21 protein-coding genes and 1 pseudogene are annotated in these 17,964 nt (G+C 38.6%); 10 read left to right on the top strand and 12 right to left on the bottom strand.

What is annotated here, in order from left to right:
- Positions 1–3: 3 nt before the first annotated feature.
- The 7 genes from CVS86_RS08845 to hemB all read right to left on the bottom strand — a co-directional run bounded on the left by CVS86_RS08845 (position 4) and on the right by hemB (position 8,147).
- The gene (locus CVS86_RS08845; protein ID WP_107791653.1) at positions 4–1,953 is read right to left on the bottom strand and encodes a LapD/MoxY N-terminal periplasmic domain-containing protein; all 1,950 of its coding nucleotides are present in this window, start codon (positions 1,951–1,953) and stop codon (positions 4–6) included.
- The gene (locus tag CVS86_RS08840) at positions 1,950–2,609 is read right to left on the bottom strand and encodes a transglutaminase-like cysteine peptidase (RefSeq protein WP_103636458.1); all 660 of its coding nucleotides are present in this window, start codon (positions 2,607–2,609) and stop codon (positions 1,950–1,952) included. The genes CVS86_RS08845 and CVS86_RS08840 overlap by 4 nt, the downstream gene beginning before the upstream one ends.
- A gap of 20 nt (positions 2,610–2,629) precedes the next feature.
- A complete protein-coding gene (locus CVS86_RS08835; protein ID WP_107791652.1) occupies positions 2,630–4,309 on the bottom strand; it encodes a TolC family outer membrane protein in 1,680 nt (559 codons plus the stop codon).
- 111 nt (positions 4,310–4,420) lie between these two features.
- Complete coding sequence (gene hemN, locus CVS86_RS08830; protein ID WP_107791651.1) at positions 4,421–5,782, bottom strand: oxygen-independent coproporphyrinogen III oxidase; 1,362 nt, start codon at positions 5,780–5,782, stop codon at positions 4,421–4,423.
- Complete coding sequence (locus tag CVS86_RS08825; protein ID WP_107791650.1) at positions 5,775–6,260, bottom strand: DUF2603 domain-containing protein; 486 nt, start codon at positions 6,258–6,260, stop codon at positions 5,775–5,777. Before CVS86_RS08825 ends, hemN begins: the two co-directional genes overlap by 8 nt.
- Entirely contained in the window at positions 6,257–7,174 is a 918-nt protein-coding gene (gene argF, locus CVS86_RS08820) for an ornithine carbamoyltransferase (RefSeq protein ID WP_107791649.1), read from the bottom strand. The genes CVS86_RS08825 and argF overlap by 4 nt, the downstream gene beginning before the upstream one ends.
- A 1-nt stretch (position 7,175) precedes the next feature.
- Positions 7,176–8,147, bottom strand: coding sequence for a porphobilinogen synthase (gene hemB, locus CVS86_RS08815; RefSeq protein WP_107791648.1), 972 nt, complete (start codon positions 8,145–8,147; stop codon positions 7,176–7,178).
- Positions 8,148–8,215: 68 nt separating this feature from the next.
- Between hemB and ribA the strand changes: the two genes are divergently transcribed.
- Genes ribA through htpX form a run of 5 tightly spaced genes read left to right on the top strand, consistent with a single transcriptional unit; the run spans position 8,216 to position 10,773 of the window.
- A complete protein-coding gene (gene ribA / locus CVS86_RS08810; RefSeq protein WP_012001491.1) occupies positions 8,216–8,779 on the top strand; it encodes a GTP cyclohydrolase II in 564 nt (187 codons plus the stop codon).
- The gene (gene rsmG, locus CVS86_RS08805; RefSeq protein ID WP_107791683.1) at positions 8,779–9,345 is read left to right on the top strand and encodes a 16S rRNA (guanine(527)-N(7))-methyltransferase RsmG; all 567 of its coding nucleotides are present in this window, start codon (positions 8,779–8,781) and stop codon (positions 9,343–9,345) included. Before ribA ends, rsmG begins: the two co-directional genes overlap by 1 nt.
- Positions 9,342–9,536 carry a hypothetical protein gene (locus CVS86_RS08800; RefSeq protein ID WP_009294554.1) on the top strand — a complete coding sequence of 65 codons (195 nt, stop codon included), beginning with the start codon at positions 9,342–9,344 and terminating at the stop codon, positions 9,534–9,536. Before rsmG ends, CVS86_RS08800 begins: the two co-directional genes overlap by 4 nt.
- Positions 9,533–9,898, top strand: a complete 366-nt coding sequence (locus CVS86_RS08795) for a hypothetical protein (RefSeq protein WP_107791647.1) — start codon at positions 9,533–9,535, stop codon at positions 9,896–9,898. Before CVS86_RS08800 ends, CVS86_RS08795 begins: the two co-directional genes overlap by 4 nt.
- Before the next feature lie 8 nt (positions 9,899–9,906).
- Positions 9,907–10,773: a zinc metalloprotease HtpX gene (gene htpX, locus CVS86_RS08790; protein WP_107791646.1), complete on the top strand. Its 867-nt coding sequence runs from the start codon at positions 9,907–9,909 to the stop codon at positions 10,771–10,773.
- 764 nt (positions 10,774–11,537) lie between these two features.
- On the opposite strand, the gene CVS86_RS08785 is transcribed toward htpX, so the two are convergent.
- Genes CVS86_RS08785 through CVS86_RS08765 form a run of 5 tightly spaced genes read right to left on the bottom strand, consistent with a single transcriptional unit; the run spans position 11,538 to position 14,584 of the window.
- Complete coding sequence (locus CVS86_RS08785; protein WP_103574261.1) at positions 11,538–11,939, bottom strand: flagellar protein FlaH; 402 nt, start codon at positions 11,937–11,939, stop codon at positions 11,538–11,540.
- Positions 11,930–12,361 carry a hypothetical protein gene (locus CVS86_RS08780; protein ID WP_021088382.1) on the bottom strand — a complete coding sequence of 144 codons (432 nt, stop codon included), beginning with the start codon at positions 12,359–12,361 and terminating at the stop codon, positions 11,930–11,932. Before CVS86_RS08780 ends, CVS86_RS08785 begins: the two co-directional genes overlap by 10 nt.
- A 9-nt stretch (positions 12,362–12,370) precedes the next feature.
- Entirely contained in the window at positions 12,371–13,384 is a 1,014-nt protein-coding gene (locus tag CVS86_RS08775; RefSeq protein WP_103646401.1) for an alanine racemase, read from the bottom strand.
- A complete protein-coding gene (cmeU, locus tag CVS86_RS08770) occupies positions 13,377–13,616 on the bottom strand; it encodes a CmeU family protein (protein ID WP_107791645.1) in 240 nt (79 codons plus the stop codon). Before cmeU ends, CVS86_RS08775 begins: the two co-directional genes overlap by 8 nt.
- 2 nt (positions 13,617–13,618) lie before the next feature.
- On the bottom strand, positions 13,619–14,584 hold the full coding sequence (locus CVS86_RS08765) for a L,D-transpeptidase family protein (RefSeq protein ID WP_107791644.1): 966 nt from the start codon (positions 14,582–14,584) through the stop codon (positions 13,619–13,621).
- Between the two features lie 137 nt (positions 14,585–14,721).
- Between CVS86_RS08765 and CVS86_RS08760 the strand changes: the two genes are divergently transcribed.
- The 5 genes and pseudogenes from CVS86_RS08760 to CVS86_RS10290 all read left to right on the top strand — a co-directional run.
- Positions 14,722–15,144: a copper chaperone PCu(A)C gene (locus CVS86_RS08760; protein ID WP_107791643.1), complete on the top strand. Its 423-nt coding sequence runs from the start codon at positions 14,722–14,724 to the stop codon at positions 15,142–15,144.
- Positions 15,144–15,608 carry a hypothetical protein gene (locus CVS86_RS08755; protein WP_021090001.1) on the top strand — a complete coding sequence of 155 codons (465 nt, stop codon included), beginning with the start codon at positions 15,144–15,146 and terminating at the stop codon, positions 15,606–15,608. Before CVS86_RS08760 ends, CVS86_RS08755 begins: the two co-directional genes overlap by 1 nt.
- A 9-nt stretch (positions 15,609–15,617) precedes the next feature.
- Positions 15,618–16,160, top strand: coding sequence for an SCO family protein (locus tag CVS86_RS08750; RefSeq protein WP_103653510.1), 543 nt, complete (start codon positions 15,618–15,620; stop codon positions 16,158–16,160).
- A 147-nt stretch (positions 16,161–16,307) separates the two neighbouring features.
- Positions 16,308–16,958 (top strand): annotated as a pseudogene (locus CVS86_RS10295) (cache domain-containing protein); the annotation flags it as partial.
- A 105-nt stretch (positions 16,959–17,063) separates the two neighbouring features.
- Positions 17,064–17,964: methyl-accepting chemotaxis protein (locus CVS86_RS10290; protein WP_413784226.1), on the top strand; the 901-nt coding region annotated here is incomplete at its 3' end.

Raw genomic sequence — 17,964 nt, 5'->3', positions numbered from 1 at the left:
CTATCATCCAATATTTTTGATTTCATCTATGTAAATTCCTTGCATATTTTTAATGCCAAGCTCAATTAGCTTACTCTTTTGCTCTTCACTCTCAACACCGATCGCAATCAAAATGATATCTTTTGAGCTTAAAACAACATCTAGTGATTGTTTTGTATTTGCTCCTGATTTATCACTTAAAAAGTCGATTAAGACGTTTGACTGGATCTTTACGTAGTCTGGATTAAATTCTTTTAGCTTCTCAATGCCTTTTGCGCTGAGTTCAAAGTGGTCAAATCCAAAACCAAAGCCGAGTTCTTTTAATTTTTTAGTAAGTCTAACTATACTTTCGATACTAATATCGTCTTTGTTTGGAATTTCTATATAGTTTTTAGATTTTGAAATTTGAGCGATTTTCTTAAGCGTAGCTTCAAGTTTTGAGAAATTTTCATCCGAGCTTAATATCTCTTTTCCTAAATTTATCGCCAGGCTTCCTTGAGGCAAGACATTTTCAGGCAAAATTCTAGCGATCCTGTTTAGGATATGAAGATCGAGCATCGCACCTAAATTTAGCTCATTTACCATTGGCATAAAGTATGATGCCATGCGCCATTTGCCCTCACTATCAACGAGCCTTAGATAGAGTTCGTACTGCTCAAAGTTTGAGTCAAAACCAACTACTTTTTGAGCTGCAAATTTAAATTTATCCTCTTTTATAGAGTCAAAGATAAGCTCTTTGTATTTCTCTTTGCCGATGACTAGGGTGTTTTGATTTGCATTAAATTCTTTGCAAGCAAAGCAGCCAGCCAGTCTTGCACTAGCCAAAGTGACGTCAGCTGATGTAAGTAGCGTCCTCATGTCAGTGCTTGGCGAGTACTCGACAATAGCAGCATTGACTGGGCATTCGCTATCGTTTATAGAGAAATTTGCATAGAGTTTTTTAAACTCAGCCATGATCTTATCGTCTAAAGCTGAGAAATTTGATGAGTTTTTACCGTAAGAAAGCAAGATAAAATCGTTGTCATTTAGCCTTGCAACGATCGCATTTTGGTCATTTTCGGTTGATTTTTCTTGTAAAATTTGAGCTATTTTTATGATGACACTTTGCCATTTTTCAAAGCCAAGAACGCCTTTTAGCCCAGCTAGATCTTTAAAGCTAACAAGTGATGCAACACCGCTTGAATACTCTTCGCTTGCTAGATACTCGCTAAATTTAGTTTGGAAAAATCTTCTATTATAAGTGCCACTCATAGAGTCTTTATATAAAAGCTCTTGATACTTGCTAAGTGTAGCCGCCTCTCTTTCAAATATGTCTTGAACCTTGCTAACCATCGAGTTCATGGCAAGCACCATCTTTTTAAGGTCAGTTGTGAATGGAATTCTCTTTTGGATGATAAATTTATTATCAAGTATCGCTTCAGCTTGATCTTTAACTTTGACAAGTGGTCTAAATATCGCCTTGAGGGCAGAAAATGCCACGATAAGAGCGATGATGATCATTAAAGCTAGAAAGTTAAAAATATTTTTTGAGTTTGAGTAAAGCTCATTGTAAGCAAGTGCTGTGCTACCTTGAACATAGAGTGTGCCAAATTTTGCCCAGCCAGTCATGATTTCACTTGTTGCCACTGGAGCTTCAAATTTAGTGATCTTATAAAACCACTCAGGGATATCTTTAACGATAGTTTGTTGAGAATTTTCTATAAGCACCTTACCATCTACGTCTTCAAGTTTAATGAGCTTGTATCTGCCGCTATCAAACATAGAATTTATCATCGTTTGCGCCAAAGACATATCCTCAGGATCAACAATCGGCTTTAAAGCAAGTCCAAGTGAGTTTGCTGTGTGCCTTGCGTTTTCACCGAGCTGGTCGTTGATGTACCCATTTAGGCTCTTAAAATTTAAGTAGCCAACAGCCATAAAAATCACGATGCCAAAAGCTATCACAGCGATCATAATCTGTTTAAATAGCGTCATAAATCCTCTTTTCCTATCCTATCTATTAGTTCCATCCACTTAGGATTTTGTTTTTTATTTCCACCTGGTATTGCCTGACCAAGACCTTCTTGTTTTGCCAAGTATAGCGAATCACCGTTGAAACTATAAACTGGCACAAGGTCTGTTCTTTGAGTTGCGATTTTTATTTTACCATTTATGTTGTCTAAAATTAATGGAATAGACTTTGGTGTATCATAATATGCCAAAACCATATGTGCTTGGTTATATCTTAAGGCTTTAACGTATGTGAAGTATAATTTTTGAGTTGGAATTCCAAGTTGCTTTAGGGTGAAATATTTTGCGATAACGTAATCTTCGCAGTCACCAGCGCCTTTTCCTACAAATTCCATTCTGGTAGCCCAGTAATCTTTTTTGTGCCAAAGTTGCATATCATCAACCCACCTAAAAGAGTTAAAAAAATCATTTACTTTTATTAATTTCTCTTGTTCGGTTGCATCTTGCAATGAAGTCATTAAAGAATTTAATGCCGATGCCCTTCTTCTTGCATCTTCTCCGTAAATTTTAGCCACCTTTGCTATCGTTGTTTGTTTTACAAAATCCCCAACAGCATTTATTGCTAATAACGAAAAAAGGACGCTTAAAGTAAGCGTCCAAAATTTTGCTTTGACCCTCATGGTCATCACTTTTTAAATTTTTATCTTAAGTCGTTTTGAATACTGCAAGCGCCTTGAATATATCTCTTAGCAAAGCCTGGCTCAAAACTATCTGAAACCATACCCATGTTATCTAGCAATCTATATTTTGCATAAGATAGTGCAGTCTCAGTTGTAGCGATCTCTTTTAAAGCTGTGTTGTACTCGTTTTCTGCATCAAGTAGGTTGATAAGGTCGCGGCGGCCGATTCTAAACTCATCTTGGTATGCATCAAGAGTAGCTTTTGAATATTCAACGTGTTGATTTAGATATCCCATTTTTTCTTGGTTAAGAACATAGTTTTGCCATGAGAACTCTAAAGACTCCTTAAGCTCTCTTACAAGGTTGTCCATAGTTTGTTGCTCTTGTTGAACAGCAAGTTGGCTCTTCTCTTTATCTAGCTTATCATTACCTTTGTTGTAAAGGTTATAGTTTAGTCTTAAAAGAGCGTCAAATGTTTGCTCTTCATAATCATCATATAAAACATTTGAGTGATCATAAGCACCTGATACAACAAGATCTAGTTTTGGTAAGAATGGTGCATTTTTCTCTTTTACAACAGACTCTGCCATAGCGATGTTTGATCTTTGAACTAGAAGTGTTGGATTACAAAGAACAGCTTTGTCATAAACAGCCTCTTTAGTGCTTGGTAATGGCAGGTTAAACTCAGGCATTACTAGATTTTTAGCAGCAACTTTTCTTCCATATAGTTTTTCAAATGTAGAAAGCGCATCTTCATAGTTGTTTTTTGCAGCTACATAGTTTGATTGAGCCAAAGTATAGCGTGATCCAGCTTGTCTCTCTTCAGAAGCTACGCCGTAACCTGATCTTGCTCTATCTTTGATTTGGTTATAAATTTCTTCATGGCTTTTCACATTTTCTTCTTCAATGTCAAGAATTCTCTTTGTTTGAAGAACTTGCAAATAAGCATTTGCAGCACTTAATGTTAGTCTATCTGCAGCTTGAGCTACCGTGTAAGCAGCTGAGTCAAGTCTTGCGCTTTGAGAGTTGATTCTGTTTTTATCAGCGCCACCGTTATAGATGTTCTCAACCAAAGTTAAAGATGCGCCAGATACTCTGCCGTCGCCTCTTCTTGTTGTAAGACCGTCATCAAGACGTTTTCTCTCATATCCTACTCTAGCAGCCGCATCGAGTGTTGGATAGTAAGCATTTTTAGCTATTTTTAGATCTTTACCAACTTGTAAGTAGTTAAATTCTGTAGCTTTTAAACTTGGGTTTTCATTTAAAATAGTTTTTACAACTTGATCCAAAGTCAATACACTATCATCAGCTTGTGCTGTAGCTGCTGCTTTAGGCTCTGCTGATATAGTTTGCTCTATATTAGATTTCTTAGCTGATTGAGCGTTTGCTACAGGCAACTTAGCTCTCATTAAAGCATCTTTATAACCTGACTCATTTTGAACTTTTGCAAGTAACTCATTAGCTTCATTTTCAGAAACTGGAGTTGTATCAACATATAAGAACTTTCTTCCACCAACTTCATAAACGCCAGTAGTTAGTCTGCTATCTGATATTTTGCTGTTTACTTTGCTAACAGCACTATCGATTCTAGCAGCGCTATCATCTTGAGCAAATGAAGCTAGAAAGATCCTATAAGGGACATCTTGAGCAGACAACAGTGTTGCTGCGGCCAAAGCACTAATTGCTAACATCTTTTTCATAACTAGATCCTTTTACCTTTTATTGTCAAGCTTTGGCTCGACTTTTAGTGCGAATTATACACCAAGAAATATTAAACGTATTTTAAATACCTTATGACAAAAAAATAATTTTTATATCGTCTTAGAAAATCGCCTTAAATTCTCTGGAATTTTCTTAAGATACTCATCAAAACACATTGCAATATTTCGTATTATCAGCGTTCCTGTCTCATTTACACTGATTTTATCTGTCGTAACATCGACAAATTCACTTAAATTCTTTAGCTCTTCAAGCTCATTTTTAAAATGTTCAAAGAAATTTATATGAAATTCATCCTCGACTGCCTTGATATTAAGCCCAAAATTGCTCATCAAACTCATAATAACACTTTTTCTGAGCAAATCTTCATCGCTTAGATAAATTCCCTTTGCGTATGGCAACTTTCCACTATCGATCGCCTTTTCGTACTCATCTATATCTTTATGATTTTGTGCGTAGTGTCTTTTGCACTCACCAATACTTGTGATGCCTATACCGATAAGATCAGCGCCACCTTTTGTCGTATATCCTTGAAAATTTCTATGCAAAGTGCCATTTGCCAAAGCGCCAAAAAGCTCATCATTTGGCTTTGCAAAGTGATCCATTCCTATCATTTTGTAGCCATTTTTAGTTAAAAACTCGGCTGTAAATTTTAAAATTTCAAGCTTCACTTCTGGATTTGGCAGGGTTGTTTCATCAAATTTACGCATCGACTTTTTTATCCATGGCACGTGAGCGTAGTTAAATACTGCAAGCCTATCTGGATCAAGAGTAAGAGCAAGCTCAAGCGTTTTTTTAAAGCTCTCCAGACTTTGATATGGTAGGCCATAAATTAGGTCCATATTGATTGATTTTATGCCCTTCTCTCTAGCCATTTTTACGGCATTTTGAGTGATCTCGTAGGGCTGAATTCGGTGAATTTCTTTTTGAACCTTCTCATCAAAGTCTTGCACGCCGTAGCTTATGCGGTTAAAGCCGTGAGATATGAGCACATCAAGCTGCTCGTTTGTCAAAAATCTAGGATCTATCTCGCAGCTTATCTCAGCCTCTTTTGAGAAATTTTTAAATTTAGCCTTGATAAGTTTGATGATCTCATCAAGTTGTTCGGCATTATAAAATGTCGGAGTACCACCACCAAAATGCATCTGCAAGACCTCGGTGCTTGTATCTAGGTGGCGAGCTAAAATTTCAAGCTCTTTTTCTATATATCTTATATATCTCTCTTTGCGGTCTTCTTTGCTCGTGTAGATGACGTTACAGCCACAAAAATAGCAAGCACTCCTGCAAAATGGCAGGTGCAAATAAAGCGAAAGCGGCCTTTTTTTATCGCGGTTTTCAAGCTCTTTTACGTAAGCCTCATAGCTAAATTTATCACTAAACTCCGGTGCTGTCGGATAGCTCGTATATCTTGGCCCTGGCCTTGAATACTTCACATACGCACTAAAATCAATCATCTGCCCTGCTCCTTGCCATTTGGATCATCTCTTTTATATCTACAAATAAATTTGGATGCTCTTTTTTGATATTTTTTACCAGCTTATCAAGGTCGATGTTAAACTGCCTGCTCTTTTTATCGTGAGCGATCTTCTTGATCTCATCCATCGCAACCACCCAAACATCGCTAAAATCAACTGGGATATTTTGCCAGATCGTCTTTTCAAGCCTTAGGTCAAAATTCTCTTTTTGAGACTCTTTTAAGGCCTCTATCAAAGCTGAGAGCGATTGTACAGAAATGACCGTGTGTAAATTTTGATTTTCATCAATGCCAAACCACGGCTCTTTTGAGTCCCAAGAGCCACTTTTTAAATTTAAAATGTGCTCGTTTGGATTTTTCGTTGAAACTATCTCAAAGACCGTTTTTTCAGGCTCACTTAGCCCAAGGTTATTACCGATCTCATCTATCTCATCATGTATATTTTTCTCTTCACTCATCTTCTTCTCTCATCTAGCCAGACCATCACGCCCTTTTGTGCATGAAGTCTATTTTCTGCCTCGCTAAAAATTTCATCCGCGTGCCTCTCAAAGACCGCCTCGCTCACCTCGTAGCCTCTGTAAGCTGGCAAGCAGTGCAAAAATATCGCATCTTTTTTAGCTAAACTCATCAAATTTTCATCCACGCAGTATCCAGCAAAGTCTTTTAGCCTCTTTTCTTTCTCAGCCTCTTGCCCCATCGATACCCAAGTGTCCGTAGTCACTACATCGGCACCATTTACCGCTTCTTTTATATCATTTGTGATAAAAATTTTCGCACCTGAAATTTTTGCGTTTTCATTAGCCATTTTTAAAATTTCAGCGTCCGCCTCGTAGCCTTTTGGCGTGGCGACCCTTAGCTCAAGTCCTAGTTTGCTTGCTAGCATGAGCCACGAGTGAGTCATGTTGTTGCCATCCCCTACGTACGCGACCTTCTCGCCTGCGCTAAATTCAAGCATAGTTAGATAGTCTGCCATGAGCTGCACTGGGTGAAATTTATCGCTTAAGCCGTTTATCACTGGCACGCTTGAAAATTTAGCAAATTCTTCTAGCGTCTCGTGCCTATCAACCCTTAGCATGGCCATGTCACACATCCTGCTTATCACTCTAGCAGTGTCACGTATAGGCTCGCCACGTCCTATTTGTATATCATTTTTGCTTAAAAATAGCGCATATCCGCCAAGCTCATGCACGCCTACATCAAAGCTCACTCTAGTTCTAGTCGAGCTTTTTTCAAATATCATCGCAAGCTTTTGATCTTTAAGATATGGCTTAAATTCTCTAGCTTTTGCCTCTTTTTTGATCTTGCGGGCTAAACTTATCATCTGCTCGATTTCATCTTTGCTAAAGTCATTTAGCGTCAAAAAGTGCCTCATCTTAGCCCCTTAAAATTTTAGCCGCTTCTTTTGCGTGATAGGTGATGATCAAATTTGCACCTGCTCTTTTAAAGCCGATCAAGGTCTCCATCATGACGCGATCATAGTCGATGATACCGGCTTTTGCGCCAGCTTTTAGCAGTGCGTACTCGCCACTTACGTTATAGACGCAAAGTGGCAGAAGTGTCAAATTTCTAAGCTCTCTAACGATGTCAAGATAGGCAAGCGCTGGCTTTACCATCAAGATATCAGCGCCTTGCGCCTCGTCTTGCAAGCTCTCGTTGATCGCCTCCAAGCGGTTTGCGCTGTCCATTTGGTAGCTCTTTCTATCGCCAAAGCTTGGAGCGCTTTGCGCCACGTCACGAAAAGGTCCGTAGTAGGCTGAAGCAAATTTAGTTGAGTACGCCATCACTGGTAAATTCTCAAAGCCGTTGCTATCAAGTGTCTCTCTTAGCGTTGCGATGATACCATCCATCATACCACTTGGTGCGATCATGTCGGCGCCATTTTGAGCGTGCACTAAGGCTTGTTTAGCTGAAATTTCAAGCGTTGCGTCGTTGTCGATCGTGTTATGCACGTGGTCGATTATGCCGCAGTGGCCGTGGTCTGTGTATTCGCAAAAGCAAAGATCAGTGACGACTACTAAATTTGGAAATTTATCTTTTATGGCACGAAGCGCAGTTGCGATGATGCCGTCGCTACTTAGTGCGTCGCTGCCAACGCTATCTTTTAGGCTTGGTATGCCAAATAAAATGATTGATTTTATGCCTAAATTTACTATCTCTTCGCACTCTTTTAAAATCTCATCGATACTCATTTGATAAACGCCTGGCATCGAAGCGATCTCGTTTTTAACGCCTTTGCCCTCGACTACAAAGAGCGGATAGATGAAGTCATTTACGCTAAGGCTAGTCTCTCTTACCATGTCTCTTAAAGCTGGATTTATTCTTAATCTTCTAAAACGTTTAAACATATTTTTGCCTTTTCTTTGTTAAAATGCGTGATTTTTAGCTAGTTTAGCACAGTTGGAGTAAATTTAAAATGAAAATAGAAATTTCAAACGCCGCAAATCTACCCTCAAGATTTGGCACTTATAAGGTTCAAGCCTTTAAAGAAGGAGCAAAAGAGCACCTCGTGATCTACAAAGAGCCTCTAAGCGAAGTGGTAAATCTTAGAATTCACTCCGAATGCTTAACTGGCGATGCGATCGGGAGCCTAAAGTGCGACTGCCGCGACCAGCTTGAAGCTAGCCTAAAATATATCGAAGAAAATGGCGGCATGGTCATCTACCTGCGTCAAGAGGGTAGAAATATCGGGCTTTTAAACAAGATAAACGCTTACAGTCTGCAAGATAAGGGCTTTGACACTATAGAAGCCAATCACCAGCTAGGTTTTAAGGCTGATGAGAGGACGTATGAAGTGGTTGATTTTATCCTAAATCACTACGGCATAAAAGAGGTAAATTTACTCACAAATAACCCTTTAAAACTTCACGGACTAAGCTCAGTAAAGATCGTAAAACGCGTGCCTATCGTCATCAAACCAAATAAATTTAACGAAGGTTACTTGAAAGTAAAAAAAGAGCAAATGGGGCACATCTTGTGATAAAAAATGAGCTTTGCTTGCCAGCAGTTTTTGACGAAAAAGTAAAGGCTTACGCTCAAATCTTTTCTAAATTTAACAAGGTTCATAGCTTAAGCAACTATAAAGATATAAGCGAACAGGTGCTTGATAGCATAAAACCGCTTGAGATTTTTGACCTAAGTGCCAAAACGGCGATCGATATAGGCAGTGGAGCTGGCTTTCCAGCGATATTTTTAGCGCTTGCGATGCCACACACTAAGTGGCACCTTTTTGAGCCGATAGCCAAAAAGTCATCATTTCTAAGCTACGCTAAGATCGAGCTTGGTTTGCAAAATTTAGAAGTTCATAGCCAAAAGATCGAGCTTGCAGATAAATTTACAGCTGATCTCATCACCTCAAGGGCGCTTAGCAAGACAAAAGAGCTTATAAAAATTTGTGAGGGTTTTTACGATGAAAATACTAAATTTCTCATCTATAAGGGCTCTAGCGTCATGGATGAAATTTCAGGCATAGACGCGCAAATTTATAATGAAAAAAACAGAAACTACATATATTTTAATCTCAAAAACCAAGGGGAGATACGTTGAAATACTTGCTTTTTGTAGCGATTTTGGTTGCGATTTACATCATATTTTTTAAAAATAGAAAAAAAAGCGACAAGATAAGCACCAGTAACTTCGAGGAGTGCAGCAAATGCGGTGTCTTTAGCGACATCGACCAAATGGTGCTAAGAGACGGAAAATACATCTGTAAAGAGTGCATAAAGGGTGAGAGATGAAAATTTTGGGTGATGAGCTGATCAAATTTGAACCGCTATTTCTTTGCAAAAGTGAAGATGAAATTTCAAGCGGCAGGCAAAATCTATTTAAATTTGATAGAAATTTTATAAAAAGAGCGCTAGAAGCTGGAGCAAGCTTTAGCATCATCGCAAATGACATCAACGAAGCTATCATCGCAAATGCCGCTGGAGCAAAATTTATTATTGCCGATATTACGCTAGCAAAAGATCTGGCAAAAGTTGCGCAAAACTACCTATTTGACGCGCTTATCGCTGTTTTGATAGAAAGTGAAGTAAGCCTTTGCGAGCTTGCGAAATTTGAGATCGATGCAGCGATCCTGCCAAATGCTATAAAAGAATAAGGACAAAAATGGAAATTTTCAAAACCGCTTTTTTAATGGTTGCTTTAATGCTAGTTTTTATCGCTGTTGGCGGCTACGTGGGCGGCGAGCAAGGCATGATGATCGCCTTTTTGATGGCAGCTGGCATGAACCTATTTTCATATTTTTTCAGCGACAAGCTCGTGCTAAAAAGATATAACGCCATCCCAGTCGATGAGAGCAACGCTCACGGCCTTTACGAGATCGTCTCTCGCCTCACACAAAAGGCGAATTTGCCGATGCCAAAAATTTACATCATCCCAGAAGAGGTACCAAATGCTTTTGCCACAGGCCGCAACCCAAGCCACGCAGCCGTCGCAGTAACCGAGGGGCTTTTAAAAATTTTAAATGAAAACGAGATCGAAGGTGTGCTAGCTCACGAGCTAAGCCACGTAAGGCACTATGACATCCTAACTGGCTCAGTCGCAGCCATACTAGCTGGTGCCATCGCAATGGTCGCAAATTTCGCCAAGATAGGCACCGTAGCCGGGCAAAATCAAAACTCACAAAGAAATGCCAACCCAGTGATTATGCTAATCATCGCCGTTGTGATGCCACTAGCTGCTACGATCATCCAAATGGCGATCTCAAGGGAGCGCGAGTACAAGGCAGACAAAGGCGCAGCCTATCTCACAGGACACCCAGAGTGGCTAGCCAGCGCGCTAACAAAACTTGAAAACTACTCAAATTCTTACGTTATGCAAAATGCAAGCGAGCAAAGCGCACATATGTTTATCGTAAATCCATTTGGCTCGCTAACCAGCAAGCTTGGTGTGCTTTTTAGAACGCATCCTAGCACTAGCGATAGGGTCGCTGAGCTTCAAAGACTAGAGCAAGAGATAAAAAGAGGTATGTAGATTTAGTCCTTAGTAAATTTGGGCTAAATTTTTTGGTTTAAATTTTAAATATTGATAGTCAAATTTTAAAATTTCATGAACGAGTAATTTCGGCTCTGATTTTAGTAGAGAGCTTTGCGAAACCTAAAATCAGTAGTCAATTCTTGCGAGTGAATGGAATTTTAAAATTTGCAAATTTGCTTTATTAACTCAAGTAAGGTGTCGAGTAAATTTTAAAATTTGCAAAGCAATCTAATGAAATTTATAAATTTTATTTATCAAAAGGGAGACAAGGGGACTCGAGTTACGAGGCCGTCCCCTTATCCCCCTTTTTAAATCCTCCAAACCCCTCGCACGTTATAAGTGCATGCGATAGCACTGTCGTGCCGCATGCGTTTTGTGTAATAGAAAGTTAGGCAAATTTTAAAATTTATGAGCGAGCATATCACGGCTCTAAATTTAGTGCTAAACGTAGTGCAGCCTAAATTTAGTAGTCTGCTAAGGCAAGTGAGTAAGATTTTAAAATTTGTAAATTTGCTTTGTTAAATCAAGTGATCGTCAGGCAAATTTTAAAATTTCATGAACGAGTAATTTCGGCTCTAAAATTTGAGCTAAGCTGCAAGCGAAGCCAAATTTTAGTAGTCAATTCTTGCGAGTGAATGAGATTTTAAAATTTGTAAAAATGCATATCACGGCTCTAAATTTAGTGATTTATTAAAGCAAACGAGCAGGAATTTGTAAAAAGTCAAATTTAAAACCCAAAAACTTAAATTTAACCCCAAATTTCACTGCAGTCTCTTGCAATCTTCATCTTTTATCGTGTATTCAAAGATTAGTTCGCCGTTTTCTGAGTAGAAAATTTCATCCAAGCTAACGCCGATGCTTAGCATATTTAAGATTTCTTTATCCTTGCAAGCGGTTCTTAAATTCTCTTTTTTTATAGCCTCGATAAATTCCAAAAGTTCTTTTTCTTCAAGCCTTTTGATCTCTTGTTTTCTTGCGTGTTTGACGGCGTATCTGTAGATGAGCGTATCGCCCACGTTTAAGATATCGTTAAGAGTTAGCGTCGGCGTGCAGATAAATGGGAGCTTTTTTTTGTAGTATGTTGCGTGATTTTTCGCTGCCATATCTGGCGTAAGAGCCAGAGCTAGCGAGCAAAAAAACAGCGCAAAAATGGCTACTCGCAACTACTCTTATCCAGCTTCAAATCAAAAAGATGTCTGCCCTCAAAGCCGTAGCTACCACTTAGCGTGATGCCGCGATTTAGCGCAGCCCTTGCCATGCCTGAGTTGCAAAGTGCCTCTTTTCCGTTTTGATAAAATTCATCCTTTAAAGCCGAAATTTGAGCCTTGTTGTAGCCTTTTAGCTTCTTTGTCTTAGTCTCGTTTAAGACAAACTCGCCATGTATGTTTAGCCCGTCACTGCTTACATCTTTTAGCGTGATCATCTCATCGACCCTGCTTGGTAAATTTGGCTTTGCGGTTTGGACGACAAAGGCTGGGATCTGCTTTGTATCAAGCTGATTTAGTATCTGCTCATAAACTTTAAACTCACTCTCTTGCACACCAAAAGCAAGGCTTGCAAGAGCTAATAAAACGATCTTTTTCACATATTACCTTTATATAAATTTTCTAGTGATATTTGGCGAGAGTTTGACTAAGATGTCGTAGTTTATCGTGCCAAAAAAGTTAGCCCAGACATTTGCGTCCTCAAAGACACAGGCCCACTCGCCACTATCTTTGCAGCTAAAGCTATCCATCGAAATTTTGCCAAGTATCAGCTCGCCGTTTGCAAGCCTTAGCTCACCAAGTCCATTGTATCTTAGCAGTCCGTCCCCATATCCAAGATCATAAGTAGCGACGTTTATATCATCTTTTGCTATAAATTTAGCCCCATATCCCACGCTTTGACCACTTTTTAAGACCCGCCTGCTGACGCGCTTTGCCCAAAGTGAAAGCACTGGCTTTAAATTTAAAGAGCCATTAAACTGAGCATATCCATACTGAGCGATGCCTACGCGCACCATCTCATCTTTTATCTCGCTCGCTCTTTCAAGGGCGGCTGAGTTATGAGAGTGAAAGATCGGTTTTTTTATACCAAACTCATCACAAAGAGCTAAAATTTTCGCTTTTGCGGCGCTAAAATTCTCTCTTTGCACGAAATAATCAGCATTTAGCTCATCGCTTGCGCGAAAGTGCGTATAAGCGCCAAGAAGCTCTAAATTTCTTCTGGCTAAAATTTCAAATGCATAATCAAGCTCGCTTATAGCAAGCCCATTTCTATGCATGCCAGTGTCGATGGCGAGGTTGATTTTTGTATTTTCTTTTATCTTTAAAAGTGCGTCTATGTCGTTTATGGCGTAGGTAAATTTAGCGCTCTCCTCGCCTGTTGGGATGTGCGAGAGGATCAAGATATTTTCAAAGATATCAGCGATCTCATTTGCTTCACACTCGCTCTTTACAGCGCAGTTTTTTATGCCAAATTTCTTAGCCTCGCTAGCTATGAGCCTTGCTCCGTGCCCATAAGCGTTATCTTTTAGCACGACGATAACATTTTCTTTTCCGCCAGCCTTATCACAAATTTTAGTTAGATTGTGGATGTAAGCTGCTTTGTTTAGGCGTATCTCAGACATTAAAATTCACATCATATGCTTTATAAACGTCAGGCAAGAGCTTTCTTACGTTATAGTCAAATGCATAAAATCTAGCGTAAATTTCTTTTAGATCAGCCTCTTTGACCTTACTAAAGTCAAAAGTGTCTGTGCCATTTTTCTTTGGCACTTGGCGGTCTAGCTCAGCAAAAAATGCAGACCTCGCCTCTAAAATTTTCTCTATCTTCTCTTTTACTTCTTGAGATTTTTCCACTTCTACTCCTCTATAAAAATTTTCATCTCATCGCCATAAAGCTTGACATAAAGGGTCTTTTGACCTGCAAATTTATGCGTATCAGCAGCGTAATCCTCATAAAAACTCACGCGAAAGAGCTTGTCGTTTTTAAGATTTGGATAAGGTGTGATGAGAAAATTTGAAAAAGCGATATGTTTTTTCTCTTTTTTAGAAAAGATCGCTCGTTTCATATTTTTAAAATTTTCTAAACTCATGCCGTCATATCGCTCAAAATCTTTATCATAAAATTTCAAATAGCTATCAATGTCGCTCTCGCTCCAAGTCTTCTTCCAGTTAAGAATTTTAGAGATGATCACCGCTATGTCGTTCACGCTTGCTTCTGGGCGCTTGTCCTCGTAGATAAAGGCGAGCGTTTTTTTGTGGTCTATAACTTCGTCAAATTTCATCAAGATGTCATTTTGCATAGCCACGCAGCCTTTTGTCTTTAGCTCATCTGTCCTTTGACCATCGAGTGGATAGCCATGTATCCAGATGCCGCTGCCATTACGTTTTGCAAGTTTATCAAGTAAATTTGGATATGAAAGAGAAAAAGCAAGTGGGCCAAGATATCTGTCATTTGGCGTAAATCTACGTGTGAGCTGATAGACGCCAACTGGCGTTTTTAGGTCGCCCTCAAGTAGTTTGTCGCCGTTTTTGCCAACGATGACGCTTGAGCTAAAGAGTTTTTTTGTAACTCCGTCTTTATAAGAGATGACCTCAAGCTCTTTGTCAGTCTTATCAACCACGCTTAGAAGTATTTCGTTGTCGTAATATCCGTATCTAACATCCTTGTCTTTGAGCTTGTTTAGCCAGTAGTCCTTACTTAAAATGTTCTTCTCAATGGCTTCTATGACGGCAGATGGGCCATTTTTTAAGTAAATTTCTTCGTAATTTTGGGCAAAAAGACAAGGCGCTAACGCGATGAAGAAAAATAGTATCTTTTTCAAGTGAAGTGTCCCAAAAAGTAAAATTTAGTGCGTAATTATAACCTAAAAAATTTCAATTTTTAAATTTTAAAGGGAATTTTAGTTTCTTTATATGTATAATCTGAAAACCATTATTAATTTACTATAAAGGAAAAAATATGAAAAAACTTGTTTTTGGTGCTATGCTAGCAGCTTCTACACTAATGGCAACTGACATCAGCCTAGAAAATGTCAGAGCAAGAGACACAAAGCCTGGCACAAACAACAGCGCTATTTTCATGAATATCAAAAACGCTTCAAATGCTGACGTAAAACTAGTTGGCGTTCATTCAAGTGTTTGTAAAAGCACTGAAATTCACACTCACAAGATGGAAAATGGCATGATGGCTATGGTTCAGGTCGAAGACGCCGTTATCCCAAAAAATGGCGAGACAAAGCTAGCGCCTGGTGGTCTTCACATCATGCTTATGGATCTAAATAAGCCCATAAAAGATGGTGACAAGGTTGATTTGGAGCTTAAATTTAGCAATGGCGAAAGCATCAAGCTTGATAATATCGGAGTAACCAAAAACTTTAAATAATGAAAAAAATTCTAATCCTTTTTTCACTCATATTTATCGTAGCAGGCGCTTTTTGGATAGGTCATAAATTTATGGTCAGCAAAGAAGATCCGCCTGAATTTGCCGATGTAAATACATCGCTTGATCCTCTAAAATGCGATCTAAACAAAGATGCTTGCGAGGTGAAATTTAATGGCGTTAAGCTAAAGATAGACATCTCGCCAAGACCGATCTTTGCGATGAGACCGTTTAGCTTTAAGATCATTAATGGCAAAAATTTAGGGCTAAAAGATCCAAATCTTGTAATCGATGGCATAAACATGAACATGGGTTCTATAAAGGCAAGGCTTGATCAAAGAGGCGATAATCTAATAGCACAAGTCGTGCTAAGTGCTTGCGTGGTCGATCTTATGAGGTATAGATTTAAGCTGCTTGATGGCGAAAAGGATACTGGATTTTTTGTCGATCTTGATCTAAAAATGTAAGGGCAAATGATGAAAAAGACACTTTGGGGCTTAATAATAATCTTAATATGCGCAGGTCTTGCGATGCTTTTTATAAAGCCAAACAAGTATGATTTTAAGGCACTTTCAGAGCATGGCGAAGTGAGCCTTAAAAACTATAACGGCAAATATAAAGCGATATATTTTGGTTATCTTTACTGCCCCGACGTCTGCCCTACTACGCTCTCTCTTGTGGGCGATGAGCTAAATAAACTAAAAAGAGACGACTTTGAGCTACTTTTCATCACTCTTGATCCTGAGCGTGACACGCCTGAAAATTTAACCCTAATGGCAAAAAATTTTTACAAAGATGCAGACGGGCTAAAAATGAATGATCTACCAAAAGTTGCTAAAAACTACGGCGTAAAATACCAAAAAGTGCATCTTAAAAACTCTGCTATGGGCTACTCTGTCGCTCACAGCTCTGCTATCTATCTGCTAGATAAAGATGGGAATTTCTACGGTGAAATTTCAAATTTAACTAACGAAAATATCAAAGAAAATCTTTTAAATTTAATAAAAGATAGACCTTAAATTTATCTTTTAGATCAAAATTTCTTACTTTTAAAGAAAAACTTCTTAAACAGCTATACAATTCTTTTTAAACTAGCCGATATTGCGACAATGTAAATCATATGTAAAGGAATTCGTGTGAAGTCAATCACCAATAAAATAGCACTAATGCTAATAGTTGCTCTATGTATTTCGTTTGTGGCTATGTCAGCCGCTAGTTACTACACAGCTCAAAACAAAACCATCGAGCTAGTCACGCAAAATCAGCGACAAATTCTAAAAGATGTTAAAAATGCAATGGATACATTTTTTAATAACAATCTTCATATCGTGAATAGCATGTCATCTATCTTGTCAAAGCTAGATGAAAACCGCAACGGCATCGACGCCATCTTAGCTCAAGCCAAATCGATGTCAAATAAAGAGGTTGGACTTGTTTATGCTGGCTATAATGACGGTGCGATGTACCGCTCAAATGGCAAAAATGAAACCCCAAAAGATGGCTATGATCCAAGAGCTAGAGACTGGTATAAACTAGCTAAAGAAAAAAATAGCATTACCTTTACTGATCCTTACGTATCTGCATCTTTGCAGCAAATGGTAATAAGCTTTGTTGCTCCTATAAAAGATATCGGTGTAACAGCGACAAATGTTAGCATCGAAGAGCTAAGCAAAGAGATCATGAGTATCAGCAAGACTGATTATAGCTATGCTTACGTGATAGATAAAGATGGCAAGATCATCATCCACCCCGACAAAGATCTAGTCGGCAAAGACAATCCAACCACAAGCAAGCTAGTCGCTAGATATAAAAATAAAGAATTTAATGAAAATGGACTAATTGCCTATAAAAACACAAAAGGCGAGGATAGATATGCTGACTTTATAGAGCTAAACGATCGTGGCTGGCTAGCTATATCTGCTATGCAAAAAGATGTATTTACGTCAAATACTATGCCCCTCCTAAAGATCCAGCTAATCTTAGCAGTGCTATTTATCGTTATCCTCTCAGCATTTGTCTATTTCTTACTTAAAAAGTCTCTTAACCCTATAAAAACTATCCAGTCTAAGCTTGATGATCTATTTAAATTTGTAACTTACGAAGCAAAAGCACCAAGCAAGCTAGAGGTAAGATCAAATGATGAATTTGGTGAGATGAGTAAAGCTATAAATGAAAACATCGATAAAGTCGTAGCTGGCATCAAAAAAGATAGCACTATGATAGATGAGCTAAATAAAGTAGCAAATCTAATGATCAAAGGAAACCTTGGAGCAAAGATAGGCTCAACTCCAAACAACCCATCGCTAAATGAACTAAAAGAGCTACTAAATAAATTCTTTACATCTATCTCAGCAAATTTAAAGGGCATAACAAATGTTCTTAGCTCATATACTAAAAACGACTTTACAGCAAAGGTTGAGATAAATGAAGAGCTAGAGGCTGATCTAAAGGCTATGATACTTGGAGTATCAAATATGGGTGAAGTAATTTGCACTATGCTAAACTCAAATTTAAATGATGCCAAGATGCTTGAAGAAAAGGCTACAACTTTGGCTTTGGCTATGAAAGAGCTTACGCAAGGTGCTAGCACACAAGCAAGCTCACTTCAAGAATCTGCTGCTGCAGTTGAGCAAATGTCAAGCTCAATGAATGCCATCTCTCAAAAGACAGCTGATGTCATAAGACAAAGTGATGAGATTAAAAACATCATAACTATCATTAGAGATATAGCAGATCAAACTAACCTTCTAGCTCTTAATGCTGCTATTGAAGCAGCAAGAGCAGGAGAGCATGGTAGAGGATTTGCAGTTGTTGCTGATGAAG

The organism is Campylobacter concisus (genome assembly GCF_003048605.1).
Lineage (GTDB): Bacteria > Campylobacterota > Campylobacteria > Campylobacterales > Campylobacteraceae > Campylobacter_A > Campylobacter_A concisus_BM.
Note: the sequence above shows the minus strand (reverse complement) of the source record. Positions and strands in the feature narration are given on the sequence as shown.